The 19,525-nt window shown below is 46.4% G+C and carries 19 protein-coding genes; 10 read left to right on the plus strand and 9 right to left on the minus strand.

Annotated features, from left to right (window positions below):
* The first annotated feature begins 77 nt into the window (after window positions 1-77).
* The gene (locus HQRW_RS07445) at window positions 78-1,331 is read left to right on the plus strand and encodes an AI-2E family transporter (RefSeq protein ID WP_014556112.1); all 1,254 of its coding nucleotides are present in this window, start codon (window positions 78-80) and stop codon (window positions 1,329-1,331) included.
* A 73-nt stretch (window positions 1,332-1,404) separates the two neighbouring features.
* On the opposite strand, the gene HQRW_RS07450 is transcribed toward HQRW_RS07445, so the two are convergent.
* Window positions 1,405-1,698 carry a helix-turn-helix transcriptional regulator gene (locus tag HQRW_RS07450; protein ID WP_011571650.1) on the minus strand — a complete coding sequence of 98 codons (294 nt, stop codon included), beginning with the start codon at window positions 1,696-1,698 and terminating at the stop codon, window positions 1,405-1,407.
* Between the two features lie 519 nt (window positions 1,699-2,217).
* Here HQRW_RS07450 and HQRW_RS07455 point away from each other — a divergent pair.
* On the plus strand, window positions 2,218-3,000 hold the full coding sequence (locus HQRW_RS07455; RefSeq protein ID WP_014556113.1) for an FmdB family zinc ribbon protein: 783 nt from the start codon (window positions 2,218-2,220) through the stop codon (window positions 2,998-3,000).
* 260 nt (window positions 3,001-3,260) lie between these two features.
* Here HQRW_RS07455 and HQRW_RS07460 read toward each other — a convergent pair whose 3' ends face one another.
* Complete coding sequence (locus tag HQRW_RS07460; protein ID WP_014556114.1) at window positions 3,261-4,439, minus strand: DoxX family protein; 1,179 nt, start codon at window positions 4,437-4,439, stop codon at window positions 3,261-3,263.
* Window positions 4,440-4,548: 109 nt separating this feature from the next.
* Between HQRW_RS07460 and HQRW_RS07465 the strand changes: the two genes are divergently transcribed.
* Window positions 4,549-5,766 carry an IS701-like element ISHwa4 family transposase gene (locus HQRW_RS07465; RefSeq protein WP_014555765.1) on the plus strand — a complete coding sequence of 406 codons (1,218 nt, stop codon included), beginning with the start codon at window positions 4,549-4,551 and terminating at the stop codon, window positions 5,764-5,766.
* A gap of 83 nt (window positions 5,767-5,849) precedes the next feature.
* Here the strand turns inward: HQRW_RS07465 and HQRW_RS07470 are convergent, their stop codons facing one another.
* Window positions 5,850-6,299 (minus strand): DUF5799 family protein, encoded by a 450-nt coding sequence (locus tag HQRW_RS07470; protein ID WP_014556115.1) that lies wholly within the window; start codon window positions 6,297-6,299, stop codon window positions 5,850-5,852.
* Between the two features lie 186 nt (window positions 6,300-6,485).
* On the opposite strand from HQRW_RS07470, the gene HQRW_RS07475 reads away from it, so the two are divergent.
* Together HQRW_RS07475 and HQRW_RS07480 are read left to right on the plus strand one after the other, a co-directional pair.
* Window positions 6,486-7,943: an HAD family hydrolase gene (locus HQRW_RS07475; RefSeq protein ID WP_014556116.1), complete on the plus strand. Its 1,458-nt coding sequence runs from the start codon at window positions 6,486-6,488 to the stop codon at window positions 7,941-7,943.
* Between the two features lie 164 nt (window positions 7,944-8,107).
* The gene (locus HQRW_RS07480; protein WP_014556117.1) at window positions 8,108-9,346 is read left to right on the plus strand and encodes a mandelate racemase/muconate lactonizing enzyme family protein; all 1,239 of its coding nucleotides are present in this window, start codon (window positions 8,108-8,110) and stop codon (window positions 9,344-9,346) included.
* 164 nt (window positions 9,347-9,510) lie between these two features.
* Here HQRW_RS07480 and HQRW_RS07485 read toward each other — a convergent pair whose 3' ends face one another.
* The 4 genes from HQRW_RS07485 to HQRW_RS07500 form a co-directional block, all read right to left on the minus strand.
* On the minus strand, window positions 9,511-10,245 hold the full coding sequence (locus tag HQRW_RS07485) for a hypothetical protein (RefSeq protein ID WP_014556118.1): 735 nt from the start codon (window positions 10,243-10,245) through the stop codon (window positions 9,511-9,513).
* 273 nt (window positions 10,246-10,518) lie between these two features.
* The gene (locus HQRW_RS07490; protein ID WP_011571657.1) at window positions 10,519-10,842 is read right to left on the minus strand and encodes a 2Fe-2S iron-sulfur cluster-binding protein; all 324 of its coding nucleotides are present in this window, start codon (window positions 10,840-10,842) and stop codon (window positions 10,519-10,521) included.
* A gap of 321 nt (window positions 10,843-11,163) precedes the next feature.
* Window positions 11,164-11,586, minus strand: coding sequence for a DUF3054 domain-containing protein (locus HQRW_RS07495; protein WP_014556119.1), 423 nt, complete (start codon window positions 11,584-11,586; stop codon window positions 11,164-11,166).
* A gap of 239 nt (window positions 11,587-11,825) precedes the next feature.
* Window positions 11,826-12,413 carry a class I SAM-dependent methyltransferase gene (locus HQRW_RS07500; RefSeq protein ID WP_014556120.1) on the minus strand — a complete coding sequence of 196 codons (588 nt, stop codon included), beginning with the start codon at window positions 12,411-12,413 and terminating at the stop codon, window positions 11,826-11,828.
* Window positions 12,414-12,654: 241 nt separating this feature from the next.
* Here HQRW_RS07500 and HQRW_RS07505 point away from each other — a divergent pair, with 241 nt between their 5' ends.
* Window positions 12,655-13,329, plus strand: a complete 675-nt coding sequence (locus tag HQRW_RS07505; protein WP_014556121.1) for a GNAT family N-acetyltransferase — start codon at window positions 12,655-12,657, stop codon at window positions 13,327-13,329.
* Between the two features lie 319 nt (window positions 13,330-13,648).
* Window positions 13,649-14,629, plus strand: a complete 981-nt coding sequence (gene fen, locus HQRW_RS07510; protein ID WP_014556122.1) for a flap endonuclease-1 — start codon at window positions 13,649-13,651, stop codon at window positions 14,627-14,629.
* Window positions 14,630-15,046: 417 nt separating this feature from the next.
* Here the strand turns inward: fen and HQRW_RS16475 are convergent, their stop codons facing one another.
* Window positions 15,047-16,474 carry a DUF6498-containing protein gene (locus HQRW_RS16475; RefSeq protein WP_014556123.1) on the minus strand — a complete coding sequence of 476 codons (1,428 nt, stop codon included), beginning with the start codon at window positions 16,472-16,474 and terminating at the stop codon, window positions 15,047-15,049.
* A 459-nt stretch (window positions 16,475-16,933) separates the two neighbouring features.
* On the opposite strand from HQRW_RS16475, the gene HQRW_RS15840 reads away from it, so the two are divergent.
* The 3 genes from HQRW_RS15840 to HQRW_RS07530 all read left to right on the plus strand — a co-directional run bounded on the left by HQRW_RS15840 (window position 16,934) and on the right by HQRW_RS07530 (window position 19,071).
* Window positions 16,934-17,110 (plus strand): hypothetical protein, encoded by a 177-nt coding sequence (locus HQRW_RS15840; protein WP_158307742.1) that lies wholly within the window; start codon window positions 16,934-16,936, stop codon window positions 17,108-17,110.
* A 187-nt stretch (window positions 17,111-17,297) separates the two neighbouring features.
* Complete coding sequence (locus HQRW_RS07525; protein WP_014556124.1) at window positions 17,298-18,431, plus strand: DUF3179 domain-containing protein; 1,134 nt, start codon at window positions 17,298-17,300, stop codon at window positions 18,429-18,431.
* On the plus strand, window positions 18,424-19,071 hold the full coding sequence (locus HQRW_RS07530) for a hypothetical protein (protein ID WP_014556125.1): 648 nt from the start codon (window positions 18,424-18,426) through the stop codon (window positions 19,069-19,071). The genes HQRW_RS07525 and HQRW_RS07530 overlap by 8 nt, the downstream gene beginning before the upstream one ends.
* Window positions 19,072-19,222: 151 nt before the next feature.
* Here the strand turns inward: HQRW_RS07530 and HQRW_RS16115 are convergent, their stop codons facing one another.
* Window positions 19,223-19,396, minus strand: coding sequence for a hypothetical protein (locus tag HQRW_RS16115; RefSeq protein ID WP_014556126.1), 174 nt, complete (start codon window positions 19,394-19,396; stop codon window positions 19,223-19,225).
* Between the last annotated feature and the right edge of the window lie 129 nt (window positions 19,397-19,525).

Below are 19,525 nucleotides of genomic sequence, written 5' to 3' on the forward strand. Positions count from 1 at the left end.
TTATATATTATATGACATATATTGAGTATCCGCTCGATTCACCATAGGCTTTTGACGTGTGACACCTCTTTTCTAGTATGTCGTCTCGAACGATAGACCGGACACAACTCGCATGGTGGGTTATTGGATTCGCACTCGCTGGCGCTTTGATATTTGTCGTCTATTCGTTCATTGGAACAATCGTTTTTGGGCTATTCTTTTATTATGCGACGCGCCCGCTTTATCAACGAATTAACCGACAAATCGGTCCACCAAGCCTGGCGGCTGCTATTGCACTATTATTACTGGCACTTCCAGCATTCTTATTAGTGTTATATACAGCAGCGATTGCAGCAAATGAATTGATTAAGCTCACAAATCAAACGCTCGTTCAACTCGTTGATTCACCAATTACCTCCCAACAACTAGCACAAATTACTGATATTGAGCGGCTTATTCAGATTGAATTGACTCAATTAACGCCTGATCAGATTCGGCGTGTTTTCAGCTCGCTCGGGTCAGCAGGAAACTTCCTCTCAGTCATTGGCGTTGGGCTTGTTCATTTGTTTGTGATGATTGCGCTTGCATTCTATCTCCTACGGGATGATCATCAACTCTCACGGTGGGTACGGAGCCGTTTTGGTGATGAACGTGGCGTTCTTGAGACGTATCTTGATGCAGTTGATAATGATTTCACAAGCATCTTTTTCGGTAATATTCTCAACGCAGTAATTACCGGAACGATTGGTGTATTAGCATACTCAATCTTAAATATCACTGCACCAGCGGGGGTCGCTATTCCAGCAGCAGCGTTATTAGGTCTTGTCGCAGGGGTTGCAAGTCTTATTCCCGTTGTTGGAATGAAACTTGTCTACGTTCCAGTGGCTGTATACTTAGCTGTGACATCGTATTTCACAAATCCAGAAACACTTTGGTTTACGGCGAGCTTCGTTGCTGTCTCGCTCATTATTGTCGATACCATCCCTGACCTCGTGCTTCGACCATATGTCTCAGGGCGGCGACTTCATGTCGGTGCGGTGATGGTCGCATACACGTTTGGTCCGCTTTTGTTTGGATGGTATGGTATTTTCCTTGCACCGATTATTCTTGTATTGGTCGTCAACTTTGCGCTGTACGTGCTTCCAACACTCATTTCACGTGAGCAAATACGTCCATATAGCGTTGACCCAGGTGTTGCTGTTCGTCAACAGCAGATATCTGTGTCAGACAGTGTTGTCGTTGGCGATGGTCATGGTAGAAGAAAAGATAGCTCGGCTGAGAAGTCCAGTGTGAAAGAGGATGCTGCGGTATCTGATGTCGATGAATCGGATGAATCGGATGGATCGTCTTGATATCACTCTTCAATTAACTCAATAAGAGATGTACAGATTGCTATGCCGACTCCCCGGAGTGAATGTATGCTAGCTATTCGAATCCCTCAAATGAAATTTCAATGTATGATCCCTCCCAATCTGCCCTAGCATCAATTTCTCGCTGACCTCGTCGGGTAAGGCTGTAGTAGTTTGTCCGTCTGTCAAGCTCTCCTTTATCGATGAGTCCTTTCTCGACAAGCGTGTCAAGATTCGGATATAAACGTCCATGATGAATCTCCTTTTCATAATAACTTTCAAGTTCGTCTTTTATTGCAAGCCCATGTGGTTTCTCCAAGCCAGCAATCACGTACAACAGATCACGCTGAAATCCTGTCAAGTCATACATCGTTGAACTATGTTGTTATGTTAGTATTCAAAAGAATAAACATGTCGAATGGGCGTGAATAACGGAGCTTACCTGCTTAACACAGACAGATGCGTATACTCAGTATCTATACGTCTCCATATCATATCAAATACTGAATAGTATTTATATAATATTTCACATATATTTCCGGGAATAGATTAATAATTTTATATTTATTACACGTATCTATCAATTGCATACCTTACCAGTGGCATATTCATTCATATAATTAAGACAGAATATTCAATCAAATATCATTCGACGTGAATTACGATCACATCAAATAGTAATATATCATATACTTCAAACATTCAAAACGGAAAGCAACCCGCGTAAATTACGCGGGCGCCTGCCGTCTAAAATTGGTCCCCGCTGACGCTTCGGCCCTCCAAAGCGAAGCGTCATATATGTGATTTCGCGTTAGAGGTTTAATACTATCGGCTATTCATGTCGCTATGTTCACGACGCGCTTTTCCTTATTGGATGGGCAGTTTACATATGGAGATTCGGGGTCAGCGCCAATGTAGTGAATGTGGTCATGAATGGTCATACTTTGACACAGGACAGGTTGCCTGCCCAGCATGTGGTAGTCTCAAAAGCGTCGGGCGTGGAGAGCGAAAAACACATACTGACAGTGCTATTGAATTAGATCTTTCAGCTCATCAGCAAGCGCTTGATGCGGAGACCGATGTTTCTATGATCGCAGAAGGTCTTACCACAACACTTCGTGACTATATTCGTCAGCGAGGGTTCCTCAATGGAGGAACGTTGCAGCCTCCAGATGATACACTGCTTTCGGCGGCTGAACTCTTACATGCAGTTGATGTTCTTGATCGCTGTCGTCATCCAACAGATGAAGCACGATTGTATGTAACTAAATTGCTCGGCGTCGCAAATGATGGTCATCGACCAACCCCAAATTCAGTTCCAACATCACTGACAACCGCACGTGGACTCGCATATACCGAGGTTCTCTCTACATTTCATCAGGATTTCACTAAATGGATCACTGAAGAGTCATCAGTCATGGATGGATCCGTACAGAGCGTCACAGAAATCCAAGAGTCTGACGTATCTATTCACCAACTCCGCGAGCGACTCGACACGCACCTTACTCGCAGCGAGGCGTTGCAAGGAGATATTCCAGTCGAGACAAGCGAGAGATTCGTTATAATAGCTCGAAAGTTACACCATGGAGTTGTAAATCATGACACAGACGCACTTGAAACCGCGCGGATGAAACTTAATTCAGTTAGTTTTGATTCGCCAGCCGCAGAGTAAGCGATAAGTATCGACGTCAGTCGGCGATCTTCATGTATCATCACTACATTATATTCTCTGAGCAAGTCTATATGTGACACTCTCGCCTATTGTGAGCCGCTTGGGATTAAGTCCCGAGGCACTCACCTTGCTTTCTCTGGAAATAATATGAGTTTCTTAGGATACAAAATCACTCACAATTCACAAAGAGCTCATATTTACAAAAGCTATCAATATGACTTTATAAACATAGATACTGATAGAGATGATATATCAAATGATCAATCTGCAGCAGATGGGTCCGCAGGCGTCTCAGTCGCCTCGGGATCGACTGCAGACTGTGGGTCACCAGCACCCCCAAGAAGCGCATCGATCGACCATCGACCCCCTCCAGTGATGAGAAGTGCTGATGCAAGTCCGAAAAGTGAGATATGTGCAAGCACAGGGTCATCAGGGAGACCAAACAGTGTCGTCGTGAACAAAATAAATGAGACGGCTGAAGCCGTTCGGGTAAATGCACCAAAGAATAGCACCGCTCCAACAGCCATTTCGGTCACACCAGCACCAATAATCCACAGTTCTGGACTTACTGGAACAACAGCAGTTAAGTTATATTTTGCAACGACCGCAGCAGCATCACCAGGATTCATGATTTTCTGTGTCACACCGAGATACATGAAAGAAATTCCAAGCCCAACGCGAATCACGATTGGGACGAGCCATGTATATCCTGACACTCGTTCGACAAACGGAACAGCAACTGCCCGATAAAATGGGTCGATTCGTGAGTAAACTGTGTCTTTGGCTGCGAGTCGCGCAACAACTTGATCAGCACTTGGTCGACCACCACCTAGTAATGCAATTGCAGTGAGTGCAGGCACGTACTCAAATGCCAGTAGTAAGGTTGGTTCCAGTATAAGCCCGCCAGTGTAACCGACGAGTGAGACAAACGCCATCAGACGCGTGCCGAATCCGAAGAGGAGCAGAAACCCAGTTGTGACCCCAAATAACCGAACAAATACTGGAGGACCAATCGTGACAGCCGGTGAAAAGAAATATCCAGAAAATCCGGCACCGACAAGTGGAAGCCCAACACTCAAACGAAGAAGCCAGGAAAGAAGATCGCGGTATTCTCCCATCGTCTGACGAAAAACGGCAAGGTCGCGGCGAAATGGGCGTATTTGCAAATAGAGTGTTGCTGCAACAATACCAAAGAGACCACCACCAGCAAGAAGTATAAGATTGAATGGATCTGTTAGTGCACGACCCAAGAATTCGGCAACAGCTACTGGGTCACCCCCGGGTGTGACATATTTCACATGTGCGCTCACTCGACCGGTCGCAAGGGTAACTGGCGCGATGAGACATAATGATAGTATCAATCCCAGTCGCAACCGGATACATCTCGTTTTCTGAGAACACGATTGTTCTTGCGATTGTGAATCCGAATCACCTAACATATCAGTTATGACGACCCGGTAAGAATTAAATTCACTGGCAAATGATTATTTATGTTACTCGGCTCTGCACGTTTAAATAGGGGCGTGATGTAGGCAGCATTGAAACTTGATGCTGCCGATTACGGATTTCCTCTCGTGCACCGACGTGCTGGATGAATTCGACTCGCTATCATATCATCAAACGACTCACGCCAAAACGTACGTGACAGGTCTTGCTGCGGGCCGCAGCAAGACTGTAACCGGAATTGCACGAGAGGTCCTTCCTGCCGGAAGTGACCGAGCACTCAACAAGTTCATCACCGAATACGATTGGGATGAGGATCAGCTCAATCACGAGCGGTTAGAGGAACTGCAAAAACACGGAGAGACACGCTGGTCACAAAACGGCTATATCGTTATTGACGATTCAGTCATCCAGCGAACCGGGAAGTCCCTTCCCGGTGCTGGAGAGTTCTACGATCACTCTGAGGGTGAGCCTGTTTGGGGACAGAACCTCGTCTACGCGTTCTATACCGATGATAAAACGTCCTATCCACTTGCTTTTCGCCAGTACGAGAAGGTCGACGACGAGGACGAGGAAGACGAACAGGAGACAAAATACGACCTCGCACGAGAGATAATCACGGAATTAGAAGAAGAGGTAGGTGTGCCTGCGGGCACCTACCTCTTCGATGCATGGTTTGCTCATGACTCCGGTCTGATCGAACACGTCGAATCACACGGCAAGGACTGGATTGGACCACTACGGGGCAACCGACAGGTGACCTACGCGAACAAAGAGAGACGCGTCGATGCGCTCGAAGAGTGCATCGACAAGGAAGAGCGAGAAGTTGACGGTGAAACGTACAAAATTTGGACTAAGACAGTCCCTGTCTCGAAATTAGGTGAAGTTCGGCTGGTAATCACAGAGAAGGTTACCGATGAGGACAAAGAGAATCCAGTAAAGTATCTTGCGACGAGCAAGATTGACGCGCCTTCGGCACACATTATTCGGAGCTATTCGTACAGATGGCGAGTAGAGACATTCTTCGAGGACTCGAAAGAGGATCTTGGCTTAGGAGACTGCGAGGTTCGTGATTCTGACGGTGCCAGTCGTCACTGGCACCTTCAGATGCTGGCCTACAGCCTTCTTCGGCTTGGTCCGGAATCGAGCGCCTCGGAGCGACTTGTCTCGAAAGCCTCGTCGCTCCGATCACAACTCGAACACGGTCTCAAGGAGACGATCTACAACATGTTTTCCTGGGTGCGCGATCAACCAGACCGCGATCTCGATGGACTGATGGAAGACATTGACCACCTCTTTCTCCATTCTGAGGGTAGTTTATAAACGTGCAGAGTCGAGTATGTTATTCTCCCGGTTTTGAGCGTCTAAGTGCATCTATGCAGATAATGTAAACTGTCTAGATTTAATTATTCTTGATAAGCAACACGAACCTGTTTCCACTTTCCGGCTGCTTCAAGATGGCTTTGTAGCTCATCAGCATACGCTTGCGCAAGACGTTCAGCTGCTTCAAGACGTTCCTCATCACTCCCATTATCATCACTTCCAAGTCCTAGGACACCTTTTATCGATTCGACAACACCACCACCGGAGCCACCACCGGTATCTCCTGGTGATCCTCCCATTTGTGACATCTGTGATTGAACAGTGTCAAGTTCAGGCATAATCTGTGAGAGATTTTCTGTATCTGCGATAAGCCGCGCTGTCTCAGGGTTATCTGCATTTTCAATATCAAGTTCAGTGGCAGTCATGATCAGCCCCCACTCTTGATTTGAAAATTCTGAGGCAGTGACACGATCATTGAATTCCCTGTCGACTGTCATCCGATCGCCGACAATACTGTCGGTCCACTCAGACATATTCTCGCGTAAGTCATTAGCTGTTTTGAGCGTTTCCCTACCATTGTTTTGTGTTATGTTATTTTCTTCCGGGCTCTCCGATTTCACTCAGGATTGAGACACGGCGAAACAGATAATCGAGATAGAACCAATCAACGAGATCATAGAGTGAAAAGGGTAATCTATCTGAGTTATTATTAGTACGATATGGACCGATATGATCGTCTTTACGCCCTCTATGAAAATTTCCCAACAGACACACTACGGGATCGACAGAACTTCATTGACTTATTCCCTCCTGTTGATTCTCGTGTTGCACTTGAGTACTGGGAAGATGCCCATAATGAACTCCAGGCACAAAAAGATGAAATCCGTGATGCATTCGCAAACAAGGACGGTCATGAGCGTGAGACAACAATTGATCAGGAAGGGAGTTACAGTACATCGATAACCACAGCCGAGAACGAAGCAGTTGAGCCTGAGACGATGGCTGCGATTGCCTCTCAAGCAACGCGTGAACAAGCGTTTACCGCACTTGATCTCTGTATGAAATATCAGCGGAGAATAAATGCACTCGTGCTTGATGTCGATGAGACGCTTCGCTCTGCTGGTGGGACAGATAATGAGATCCCCCGTGAGACACTGCATCATCTGACAGAAATTCATGAAAGGGGTATTCCAATCATCATCTGTACGGGACAGACGCTTGAAAATGTCAAAGGCTTTGCAATTCAAGGGCTTGGAAGTGAATTAGTTCATTCTGGCGACATTAGCATTGTCTATGAGGCAGGAACCGGAGTTTTTACCCCAGGTCATGGCTCGGACACAAAACGATTGCTCTATGCAGAACTGGATTCAGAGATTCAGTCTATCTTTACACAAGTTCGCTCACGGGTACTTCCAGAAGCACCAGAAACAATACAACAATCAGCACATCTTCAGGGAAATGAATTCAATATTACGTTAAAACCCAATTATGAGACTGGAAGTGACGCAGCAGAGACGGTAATTGATGAGGGACTGTGCTATCTCGTTGATCTTCTTGGGGATATCGTCACAACGGCTGTCGATATAGATGATGAGACAGTTGTCTCAATACGGAATGACATGACAGCTGATGTGGATATCTCCTCAGTGTCAGACGGCGCTTCTGACGACAATATTGCCTCAAGAGTGCAAACTGAGGATATCTATGATATCGGTGCACTGTGGGCACGAGCCTACTACGCGTCTGCTGATCCAGAAATCGCGACTGTTCTTGAAGACGCAGACGCAGCACCAACGATAGATCCAGATTCGATTCCTACCTCAGTTCGCACGCGTTTCGATCGGATTGATATTGCATATTATCATGCCGATGCGGCTGAGATTGGATCACTTGATCTTGACAAGCCAACCGGTGTGCAAGGAGCACTTGATGTGCTCGACATTGAGGATCCATTTGTGCTTATTATGGGCGATAGCAAGTCGGATCTTCGAATCATGGAATGGGCTCAGACACATGATGCAGGTATCGCTGCTGCACCTCGACACGCATCAACGCGCGTATTAGAGCATGTTCGAACAACAGATGACCTTGTGTATGAACCAGGCGATGCAGCGTCAATCCTCCGCACTATCTCTGTTCTCAATCATCTTGATCCGATAGAATATGAGTCATCCTGAACTGATGTCATAATTTGCTCCGTTCGATCGATTCCATCCTGACAAGCAATATAGTGGAGTATCCCAGGGACTATTTGTGACTCTGAGGTGGTGTGCAGCATTTGTAACAGCCAGGAAATATGCGTTCTCGGAAGATTTACCTTTTTTCGAGTAAATGTCTTGATATGAGCAAAGACTACGCTGATCTTCATGACCCAAATGCGGAGTACACGATGCGAGAACTTTCCGCAGAGACAATGGGCGTAGCGGCATCGCGGGGGAGCAAACGAGATGTTGAGATTACCGATATTCAGACAACAATGATCGATGGTAACTTCCCATGGACGCTTGTCCGTGTGTACACTGATGCTGGCATTACTGGAACCGGTGAGGCATACTGGGGCGCAGGCGTGCCAGAATTAATTGAGCGGATGACACCAATGATTATTGGGGAAAATCCACTTGATATTGACCGGTTATATGAACATCTGATACAGAAAATGTCAGGTGAAGGAACGATTGAGGGGGTTACCGTCACCGCAATCGCTGGAATTGAGGTTGCACTTCATGACCTTGCTGGAAAGATTCTACAGGTGCCAGCGTATCAGTTGCTTGGGGGGAAATACCGCGATGCGATGCGTGTCTACTGTGATTGTCATACCGAGGCCGAGGCTGACCCAGAAGCATGTGCAATCGAGGCAGAGCGAGTTGTTGAGGAACTTGGGTATGATGCATTAAAATTTGATCTTGATGTCTCATCTGGATTGGAGAAAGACCGTGCAAACCGACATCTTCGACCAGGTGAAATCAGACATAAAGTCGATATTGTTGAGGCGGTCTCAGAACGTGTTAAAGACCGTGCTGATGTCGCTTTTGATTGTCATTGGACATTCTCCGGTGGATCTGCAAAGCGACTTGCGGACGCAATTGAGAAGTATGATGTGTGGTGGCTTGAGGATCCTGTACCTCCAGAAAATCTTGCGGTCCAAGAGTCTGTCACAGACTCAACAGTCACCCCGATTGCTGCTGGTGAAAACCGCTATCGTGTCACTGAACAGCGACGGCTTATTGAAGATCAAGCAGTCGACATTGTTGCTCCAGATCTCCCAAAGGTTGGGGGGATGCGAGAAACTCGAAAGATTGCAGATGTCGCGAATCAATATTACATTCCGGTCGCAATGCACAATGTCTCATCACCAATTGCAACGGTCGCAGCCACACATGTCGGTGCTGCGATTCCAAATGCACTTGCTGTCGAGTATCACTCATATGAGCTTGGCTGGTGGGAAGACCTTGTTGAGGAGTCTGTCATTGAGGATGGATATATCACCGTCCCAGAAGCGCCTGGATTGGGTGTAACCCTTGATATGGACACTGTTGCAGCACACATGGTCGAGGGTGAGACATTGTTTGATGAGGTCTGATTCCGCACTCAATAATTATATAATCTGTGAGAATTACGTTTCAGTCGCAATCACTATCGGTATAAACTCGTTTTGACACAGTCTGTATTCAGATATCATATACGACACGCCGGATTTTCTAATCTTGCTCTGGTTCTGGTTTTGTATTCCTTGTCGCATATCGACTATGACATGCCTGCAAGTGCATCACGTGTGTCATCTGCTGCAAGTCGAATAGTATATGTTGCAACAGCTATTGCAGCATCCCAATCTGATTCGGTCGTGCATCGTGTTGTGAGAAGGTCAAGCCCGTCAGCAAGAACTTTTTCTGTCTCATCGAAGAGATCATAAAATAGCGTGACTGCTGGATTATGTTCTGTTTCGGGTATACTCTCATCATGGGAGGCATTGGCAGTTATATCTGAGTGAGACTCAAAATACGAGATAAGTCGTGAATGTGTCTGAAGGCTTGCAAGTGGACGACCAACCATTCCGGATGCAATTCGTTGTAATGTCGTTTCACGACCGCGAAGATACGCATGCATTGGTCCTGGAGCCTCCTGAGTTTGTGCTTCAAGATTAGCATCATAATTGCCATTACCATTGCCACTGCCACTGCTACTACTGTAATTATTAGTGCTTACGATAGTGTCTATTGCTGCAGTAACGCGGTCATGATGCGTTCGTTCCTGTTCGACAACATTTTCGAATGCCGCTTTTGCATCAGCATCAGATTCAGTTTGAGTCCAGGTCTCAAACGTCACTGCTGCGGCGCGTTCGCTTGCCGCTGCAGCTTCGAGAAGCGCCTGTGCTGTCGGCTCACCGCCGGCTGCTGCACGGAGAAACTCATTTGAGTCAAGTTGACGGAGTGCACTCTCTGCTTCAGTCTCGATTTCGCGTTTGAGTGTTTGAGCGTTCATATTCAGACTAATAAACAGAATCACCTGAGAGTTACTCTCATATTTGATTGCGAAGACTAAGTGTTATTCAAACCGCCACATCCGATGTCGTTGCGTTTCATTTTCATTTCTGATATGCGTTTCAGTCACTGCTCAATAACAGTCGTTGGCAATATGACCAATGTCTATATCCGAAGCTATGCTTAGTTCAGCTTGAACGTCCGATTACGTATTCCGATTCGGATACAAAATCAAATTACCAACAACTGATAGGGGGGACAAAGCTAAGAAGGATTAATCATCTGCAGCCATGTCCGACTGGGTGGCATCCTGCTCAATGCTTGGCGGGTAGACACCCCGGCGGATTTTAAGATCAGATTGGGGGCGTGCCATACAGGTAAGTGCATAGTTATCTCGCTCAGTCTCAGTCAGTCCACGTGCTGCTGGCTGGACAACATCACCTTCAACAATCTCAGCAGAACATGCCAGACACATACCAACACGACAGGAGTACTCTTGTGCGATTCCTGCTTCAATGCAAGCTTTGAGTATTGTCTGCTTGTTTGATACTTCGATTGTCTCCCCAGTACCAAGAAACTCAACCGTATATTCCGTCATATAGCTCAGTTTGACCGAGGGCAGCAAAACTCTTTGTGAACCGGGGTTGAGAACCGGTGGAATCATCAGTACTGGAAACGTATATAATCTGATATAACTCATCACACAAGCGGAAATCTGATGATCCGTGGGTAATGTCTGATGTTATACCGTTGCACAGTTGAAAAAATAACCGATAATAAAGAGCGAAGGGATCATATCTTTAATACCCGAAAATACGCAGGTTCGCCGATGGTATATATTTCAATCAATCATAGCTGGGGAGTACCTGCGACATCAGCTATTTAGAGTTCTGTTCAATTCAGGATGTGACACAACGAGTTATCGAATGATCAAAAAGAAAAGCCATCGTGTGGCAGTCACCGCAATAGCACCAGTAATGAGCACAACAGCAACAAATGTAATCCCAGCTCCGCCATCAAACACTGGTGTAGCTCGAAGTCCAAGCCCGACAATCGAAGCGGGTATCCACGCACGAATAGCAAGTGGGATTGCAGCCTTTGCTGATTCTGCAGCACCAGCAGAGTATGCACCAATTAATGGACTAATAACCACCCATCCGATCAAAAACGGTAGTATCGTTAATCCCCACCCAATCGGGGCGGTTGAAAGATATTCAATCCCGTTGTGAAAGATGACACCAATGGTAAGAACTGCAGATATGCCTAGTATATCTCCAACTGCGAGTGGATACGCGCCAGCATCGATGCGTCGTGTGAGAAATGACTCCTCAGAATGTGCCATATAGCTACATATAACGGGTGGGTAATGGCTTTCCCGGATTTAGTATCTCAGTCTCAATCAGAGCTTCACCCGGTTATGCATATATAAAAACCAATCCACTGTAACCAGCAGTCCCGATCAGTGAATGACAAATATAAATAAATCGAATAGAGCACTATACTGGAAAATTCACTGGGACATGATATTGATATTTCGATTGACTTAGTGGATTAAGAGGTACTTAATTTCAGAAATATCAACTATTTCATACGACCAACGATAACATACTCAAACCCCTCATCCACAAGATATGATTCTGTGTCGGGCGAATTCAATTCATCGCATAACTCAGCGGGAGTCCAGAATGTTGATGAGAATCCAATCCGGTGCTCAGCCCAAACGAGTGCCTGTCCAAGAGTGCTCGTTGGGTCAAATTCCTGAATAATTATAATCCCACCTGGGGCAACAACGCGAGTAAGTTCTGTAAGTGCACGTTCTGGAGTTGGAATATGATGAAGAGCGTCAACGATCACAGCAGCATCAACAGCATTGGTTGCGATTGGGAGATGTCTTCCATCGCCGGCAACGACCGGATGTCCATCTGAGGCAGCATATGTTAGCATATGCATCGAGATATCCATAACCACTGTGTCGATTCCGAGGGTTCGCAATCCCGTAGCGGCTCGTCCGGTTCCACCACCAACATCAAGCACACATTCAATGGGTCGATTAGCAACGACAAATGCATCCCTGATTGAGTCCGTCGGCGCTGATGGCATTACGGTGGCATAAATCCGTGCGATGCGATCAAAGAATCTGACGTCACCGGGACCATATCGACCTGACACATTCTGATTGTGTGGATGCGGTACACATGTTTCTTCCTGTCACTATGAGCATGTGCAAGCTGTACCATAGTGAACTACCACACCCTACTCAGTCATCAAAGACGGCGTGCTTGAGAATAGGGTTTGTTGTTTCTACGACATGCTTTCCACCAATGACATCGAAAGCGCCCGACGACGTGAAGATAGCAGCTCTCAATGTCATAATCGATATGTTCTTTCGAGTGAGTTACAATATAATTCTATGGAGTTCACCGTGCTTGGGTGGCCCCCAGAAGCACCGACACTCCGACTTGATTATCGATCCTTTGCATACGCAGGAAAATTTGTGTTATCATCAGTCGGAAAGGCAGTCCTCAGAACCGAGGACTCATCTGAGAGTTTCACATCGCCTGAGGCGCACGCGCATGTCGACGCGAATGAGTCAGATCGAGACCAGTCGATGCATGCAGAAACCAATACAAATCATCCTACTGAGTCGGACCCGTATGATCACTCGGTGCTTGCAGCGCTCTCATTTAGTGCTGACCGGACAGATGACACGACATTGTGTTATCGATATGTGAGCGTCCGGAGCGATAAACGTGGCAGCGGGCTTGGACCACGTCTGGCAGCATCACTCACTCCGCATGCTGTTAATCGAGGGTATGACCGCCTTCGAATCGCTGTCAATAATCCATTTGCATATGAGGCAATGTATCGCGCCGGATTTGCCTGGACAGGTCGCGAGACAGGAATTGCAGAATTAGTGCTTGAGCGACCTGCTGAGATCCCAGCAACAACGACATATGAACAGTATCAATCTGGGCTTACTGAATATCGCAAGCGCGATTACGATGACCCAGAGTCGACGTTTCTAGCTAATCGACAGGAAACTGACCCACCAGCGTTGCATACTGCAGTTAACTCAACACAATAGCAGTTACAATCTCGCTGATGTTTTACAGATGGTTGGAGGTGAATGCCTCTGGATCAACTCCTGAGGCGGTTTATATCAGATCTGATTGACTTTTTATCAGTGACTATTTATGCACACCTGTCGTCTGAGTGACTTCCTGGGGTATATCCTGTTGTCGATATTCGGGCTTACTCTCATCAAATAAACCATTTCAGAATCAGACACGAGAACATTCGTCTTATGTCTAATCGATAGATTCAACAGTAACACTGGTGGGTGCACTTGAGCAGTACTCAAAACACCGACAGTGGTTAGTCTATGTCGGGTGATTGTATTATCAATGGGAAATGCAGCGTTGCGGCAATTGGCGGCACTCGAGTCAGTCGCTTTCGATGATATTTCCGGGAGCGTCATCGCCGTTGACGCACACAACTGGTTATACCGGTATCTCACAACAACGGTGAAATTCACCAGCGATGCAGCATATACGACTGAATCGGGGGTTGAGGTAGCAAATTTGATTGGAGTTGTTCAGGGGCTTCCAAAATTCTTCGAGCATGATCTCACGCCAGTGTTTGTATTTGATGGTGGAGTGACTGAACTCAAAGACGAAGAAGTCCAAGAGCGTCGAGTCGCTCGCGAGGAAGCTGTTGAACTACAGGCAGCTGCTGAAGAACGGGGTGATGAACTCGCCGCATCTCGACTTGAAGCACGCACTCAACGACTCACAGAGACAATCCATGAGACAACGCGAGGATTATTGAATCGGCTTGACGTACCAATTATTGAAGCTCCTGCTGAAGGCGAAGCACAAGCAGCGGAAATGGCTATTCGAGGTGATGTTGATTATGTTGGCAGTGAGGATTATGATACTCTTTTATTTGGTGCACCGTACACCGTCCGACAGCTCACATCGAAAGGTGATCCTGAGCTGATGGATCTTCAAACAACACTCAAAAACCAGAATCTAACTCGAGAGCAATTAGTCGATGTGGCAATCCTGTGTGGAACCGATTTTAATGATGGTATCTCAGGGATTGGTCCTGCAACTGCGATATCAGCAATCAACGATCACGGCGATCTCTGGAGTGTTCTCGATGCCCGTGACGAGTTCATTCAGCATGCTGACCGTGTGCGGTCATTATTCTTAGATCCACCGGTCACTAATGAATATACATTACATACAGCGATAAATCCAGATATGGACGCCGCACGCTCATATGTTGTTGATGACTGGGAAGTCCCGGCTGATGAAGTTGAACGTGGGTTTGAGCGAATTGAGACATCAGTTGTTCAAACTGGTCTCGATGAGTGGATTTGATACCCTGCTGCGTGCACTGATAGTGATTACTTCGAGTCTTACCACCGTGGCGATCCGTATCAATGACTTGAGTCGCTGAAACTGCACCTTCGGACACCGTCGATGAAGCTATTCGTCTTAATTATCATGAAACCCCGACTCAAAGATTGCTTGAGAGTCACTGAAAGTAAAGACGATGTCTTGGATACTCGCCCTTACCGACTGGATACCTGCTGTCACGTATCATCCGGCAGTAAACGCAACGATAACGCCAAGAACTAGTATCCCTATTAGTAACGCTGTTGCCCAGAACATGAATCGATCCGCGCCATTCACTAATTGCTTTATTTCTGCCAGTGGTTTCAATTTCGTGGGTATACATGGCGGGTTATTTTCCGTCAACATAACCCAAGGAGATAGCCAGATTGCATATATGAATTAAATCCGACTCAGCCCTGCATGTATTAATAATCCAACCGGAATAAACAGAAATGGACCAACCGCGATCGTGAACCCAATCGCAGTGAGTGGTGCTACCTTCTCAGAAAAATACATTCCGATAGGAACAACAAGAAATGAGAGTGCAAGTGCGGTTGCAGCGCCCATAACAGCCAAATCGCGATCAGGTCGGTCCGTCTGGCTAACCGGAAGGTCAAGCGTCTCAACTGCTGTTTCAATGTTGCTCACTGGACCAAACTGTATGTCTCGATCAATCTTCTCAGCGGTAATATCGAGCGTGCCAGTATCAAGAAGACGGTCAGAAACCGCATTTTTAACCTCAAACTCGGCTGTATGCACCGGTGCAATCCACTGTGGAGCATCTAAGACGGTATCATATGCAACAATCGAATCACCACGCCGTTGATACTCGATTGTTCCATACCGAAGATAAAAACTCAGCACTTGGGCACCGAAGACTGCAAGTGGAATTATCATCGCAACACCGATGAGTAATGGGTCCCCGATGATGACAGCAACTGCAGGAACCACGAGTGAACCAACACCAAACCGATTGAAAAGTCCAAAAATAATTGTCCAGATTGATCCTAAAAGCACCGCACGTCTGTCAGTGCTCACCCGTGCATTCACCTCTGCATCAGGGAGGGTCACCTCTGGTTGTGGTTCGATTTCATCCTCGTCGCTGCGGGACATCTCGAATACACGGCTGATCAGTTGATGAATGAAATCAGGCAACCCTGCGAGGATGGACGTTTCAGCATGCTCAGCATAAAATCGACGCACAGAGATGATGGTCTTCATAATAACAATAACGAAAACTAACCCCCCACCGGTTACACTGTCTCCAGCAGTACTGAGAATGCCAACAGAGAGAACGACTGCAGAAAACTGCGCTGGTGTTTGAACGATTGCTTGTGCAGAAACATCCGTATACTCATTTTCACCGATATACTCGGTCATAAATTCAAATACCTGCATACCAACTAACGCCCCAATACTCAGAAGGATATCAACTGAAAATATAAACTCAGGATGCCCAAACCACAAATACAAGACACTTGGAGGAGCACCAACTGATATCCAGAATCCAAGTATTGTAAGCGCAAATGGAATATTTCGAGGGTAGATTGGTGGCCATCCGTGGAATAACTGGAATCCTCCTCGCTTTGCACGGAGTTCATGCAGCGGTTCCATTTTAGCCTGCAGCCCTGGCGATCCCTGTTCAGCGAAGAGTGATTTTGTGGCAGCGATGAGGACGGTCGTCACTGCCTCAATCCAATAAATAAGTAAAATTGCCCGAAGATTCCACTCACCGGCAGCAATGCCAATCAACGGAATAAGATTCACAATAATCACACCGAAAGCGCCGAACACAATCGTTGATACTGAAATAAGTCGATTGCGCATACAGATATGATTATTATTTTAATTGGCTCAAATATATTTAACCTCCCAGCTAACTCTCAAGAAGTGAAACACTGCTAGACGCTAAGTGGTGATATCAGGGGAGAAAGCTAAACTCAAATAGTAGCTAATAGAGAATATTGTTGGATTTATGCTTGAATTACGGAAAATTGAGGAGAAAGCCTTGCGATTTACTACGGGGAGGATGTCAAACCCTGAGAGATTCTGTCTGTGCACTCTCATGACGCAAGTCAATATCGCTGAAATAAAATAAATTTGATATAATACTGTTCGGCTATAAGTAGCATAATACACATGTCATCTTCATGATTTCTCAAATATACATGGTCATCCATGATGAATACGCCATACATCTGACAAACACAAGTTACTGGAGATATTATACGTATATACGAGATGAAAACGACGATAGCAGGCCGTGACCCTACGAGACGTCCGCAAATGTGTCATTGCTGTGGGGGCAAGACAATAAGCATCGTCTATACCGAGGGGGGAACCGATGCTGGTACGTTTGAAGAGCAGTGGCAGTGTAGTGAGTGTAATGCAAAAGGATGGATCAAAGGAAACGCCGGTGATGACCCAACACAATGGCAACACAAGGGTGCACTCTTCCGATAAGAGTCATATCAATATTATAACGACCATCTGACCATGTCCAGGGTTACGTTTGACCAGATGTAGATCGTTAGTCACGATGATATTGCTTATTATTATGCCATTTATTGCAATGGTCATCCATGTTGTGTATTGACGACACACAGACGCCGGGGCATTAATCCGGTGCACATCATACAGGTCATAAAACATGCCCGCACGACGTCACTTCCTCGCAAGCGTTGGCACTACTACTGTTGCAGCACTTACTGCTGGTTGTTCTGGTCGTATCAATGGGAGTGAGTCAGATATCACCGAGCAAGCATCGCAGCATTCAACTACAGTGTCACCAACAGAGACAGGCGCGTCCATTCCGACGCGTGAAAACACGCTTCCACTTCCGCTATCACCATCAGCACTTCGTGAAGCAGCGCAGTCAGGAGGACCAGAGAAAGATGGAATTCCTTCAATCGATAATCCGACGTTCGTTTCGAGCGATAAAACTGAGATACTTGACCCAGGCGACCCAATCTTGGGAGTCGTTCATAATGGAATCACAAAAGCGTACCCACAGGCAATTCTCGTCCTCCATGAGATTGTTAATGATACATTTGGTGATGAGAACATCACAGTAACGTATTGCCCGCTGACCGGAACTGCTCAAGGATTCGACCGTGGTGAGACTACCTTCGGCGTCTCAGGACGACTGATTAATAATAATCTCGTGATGTATGACCGTGCGACCGAAACATGGTGGCCACAAATGCTTGCAACAGCAATTCCAGGACCATGGAATGAGTCGCCGACGATTCACTCGCTGACTCCGATTCGAGTGACATGGACAACATGGAAGCAGTGGAAGCAGCGACATCCTGATACACGCGTGCTTTCGACGCAGACTGGATATGCGAAGAATTACGGTCGCGACCCATACGGATCGTACAATCCGCTTCGTGGGTACTACGCAGATGAGCGGTTATTATTCCCAGCACTCCATCAAGATGATCGGTATCCAAAGAAAACAATTGTTCACGGAGCACGGACACCGGAGGGAGCTGCTGCATTTCATAAAGAGAGCCTTCGTCAAGCGGGGGTCCTCTCAGGAACGATTGATGAACTATCTGTTATTGCTGTTTATGATCCAGAACTTGACACTGGATACGTATATGAGAATCCAGAGGAAATGACATTTACACGTGATCAAGAACAGGGTCAGGTCATTGCTCCAGATGGATCCAGACATGATCCATCATCACTGCCGCTTACACGCGTGTACAGTTTCGATGCGATGTGGTTTGCATGGGCAGGGTACTATCCAGAAACTGCGGTGTATGCGAATGACTGAACGCTCACAGGAACAATCAACAGATGCAATAGACACGACAGATACTGATAGACGATGGCGAAAGAGTATGTCAGTCATCAATTCGCTGCTACAATGGGCTTCGGTTACGGTACATGCCATTCGTCATCGGCGTCGATTAGGGTTGCTTGTTAGCATTGTTGGAAGTATCTATTTTGGCTTATATCTATGGGGTATTGGGCATCTTGCGCCTGGACTTGGCGGGTGGGGACTTACAGTCGTCTCGAATCCATTAGCGACGTTTACTACACCTGCGCTTGGACCATTCTCATATCGCCCGATCGCTCGGTTGCAGATTGGAGCTTTCACGTATTTATTCTCATTTAATTCGGTTATTGGGCTTGCACTTGCGATACTTGTTGGAATGAATGTCGCGGGATCGGTGTTACTCTGGCGTCAGCCGACTACCTGTGGATTACGCGGTGCGTCGGGTGGGATCCTTGCTGGAGTCCCCGGACTCATTTCAGGAACGGCATGCTGTGGACCGATTATTCTCCTTGTGGTTGGAATTCAGGCATCTGGCGTCATCATTACAGCATTTGAACTTCTTGTTCCAGCCGCGATTGGAATACTCACCATATCTTTAGTTGTCATTGGACGACAAATTGAGCAAATTCCGTGAACGGTCAAATCCACGTAGATCTCACGATATGAGTGCAGTCAGCACAATAACACAATTGAGGTTGATCTTACACTCCAGAAAATTCGAGATATTTATATTGAACTTAATTGGCAAGTGAAGTAATGTGAGAAAGCGACTGGTTTGGACTTTTTTACCGAACGCCGAGAACAGAACCGCAGTCCGGGCATCGCCACACTGCATGTTTATTCGTTCCAATCTGAATTCGCGGTCGGTTATCATCAGTTGTTTCTATCTTATCAACCTCGTCCTCGCTGACCTCATCAGCGTGCTCAAAGGATGTCTCACAGTTTTTACATCGAACCATATTATTTAAGATAATTGCAATGATATGAATCTATCTCGGCTGTGTATTTCAATTGCACATGGTAAATCATAATCTTTAGATATTCACATGTTCTGAATTGATATTGGAACTAGCGGTTAGGAAAACAAG

This window comes from Haloquadratum walsbyi C23 (genome assembly GCF_000237865.1).
In the GTDB taxonomy this organism is placed as follows: domain Archaea; phylum Halobacteriota; class Halobacteria; order Halobacteriales; family Haloferacaceae; genus Haloquadratum; species Haloquadratum walsbyi.

Coding starts and splice junctions, on each gene's coding strand:
- HQRW_RS07445 (WP_014556112.1), top strand. CDS start 78: ATGTCGTCTCGAACGATAGACCGGACACAACTCGCATGGTGGGTTATT.
- HQRW_RS07450 (WP_011571650.1), bottom strand. CDS start 1,698: ATGTATGACTTGACAGGATTTCAGCGTGATCTGTTGTACGTGATTGCT.
- HQRW_RS07455 (WP_014556113.1), top strand. CDS start 2,218: ATGGAGATTCGGGGTCAGCGCCAATGTAGTGAATGTGGTCATGAATGG.
- HQRW_RS07460 (WP_014556114.1), bottom strand. CDS start 4,439: ATGTTAGGTGATTCGGATTCACAATCGCAAGAACAATCGTGTTCTCAG.
- HQRW_RS07465 (WP_014555765.1), top strand. CDS start 4,549: ATGCTGCCGATTACGGATTTCCTCTCGTGCACCGACGTGCTGGATGAA.
- HQRW_RS07470 (WP_014556115.1), bottom strand. CDS start 6,299: ATGTCTGAGTGGACCGACAGTATTGTCGGCGATCGGATGACAGTCGAC.
- HQRW_RS07475 (WP_014556116.1), top strand. CDS start 6,486: ATGGACCGATATGATCGTCTTTACGCCCTCTATGAAAATTTCCCAACA.
- HQRW_RS07480 (WP_014556117.1), top strand. CDS start 8,108: ATGAGCAAAGACTACGCTGATCTTCATGACCCAAATGCGGAGTACACG.
- HQRW_RS07485 (WP_014556118.1), bottom strand. CDS start 10,245: ATGAACGCTCAAACACTCAAACGCGAAATCGAGACTGAAGCAGAGAGT.
- HQRW_RS07490 (WP_011571657.1), bottom strand. CDS start 10,842: ATGACGGAATATACGGTTGAGTTTCTTGGTACTGGGGAGACAATCGAA.
- HQRW_RS07495 (WP_014556119.1), bottom strand. CDS start 11,586: ATGGCACATTCTGAGGAGTCATTTCTCACACGACGCATCGATGCTGGC.
- HQRW_RS07505 (WP_014556121.1), top strand. CDS start 12,655: ATGGAGTTCACCGTGCTTGGGTGGCCCCCAGAAGCACCGACACTCCGA.
- fen (WP_014556122.1), top strand. CDS start 13,649: ATGGGAAATGCAGCGTTGCGGCAATTGGCGGCACTCGAGTCAGTCGCT.
- HQRW_RS16475 (WP_014556123.1), bottom strand. CDS start 16,474: ATGCGCAATCGACTTATTTCAGTATCAACGATTGTGTTCGGCGCTTTC.
- HQRW_RS15840 (WP_158307742.1), top strand. CDS start 16,934: ATGTGTCATTGCTGTGGGGGCAAGACAATAAGCATCGTCTATACCGAG.
- HQRW_RS07525 (WP_014556124.1), top strand. CDS start 17,298: ATGCCCGCACGACGTCACTTCCTCGCAAGCGTTGGCACTACTACTGTT.
- HQRW_RS07530 (WP_014556125.1), top strand. CDS start 18,424: ATGACTGAACGCTCACAGGAACAATCAACAGATGCAATAGACACGACA.
- HQRW_RS16115 (WP_014556126.1), bottom strand. CDS start 19,396: ATGGTTCGATGTAAAAACTGTGAGACATCCTTTGAGCACGCTGATGAG.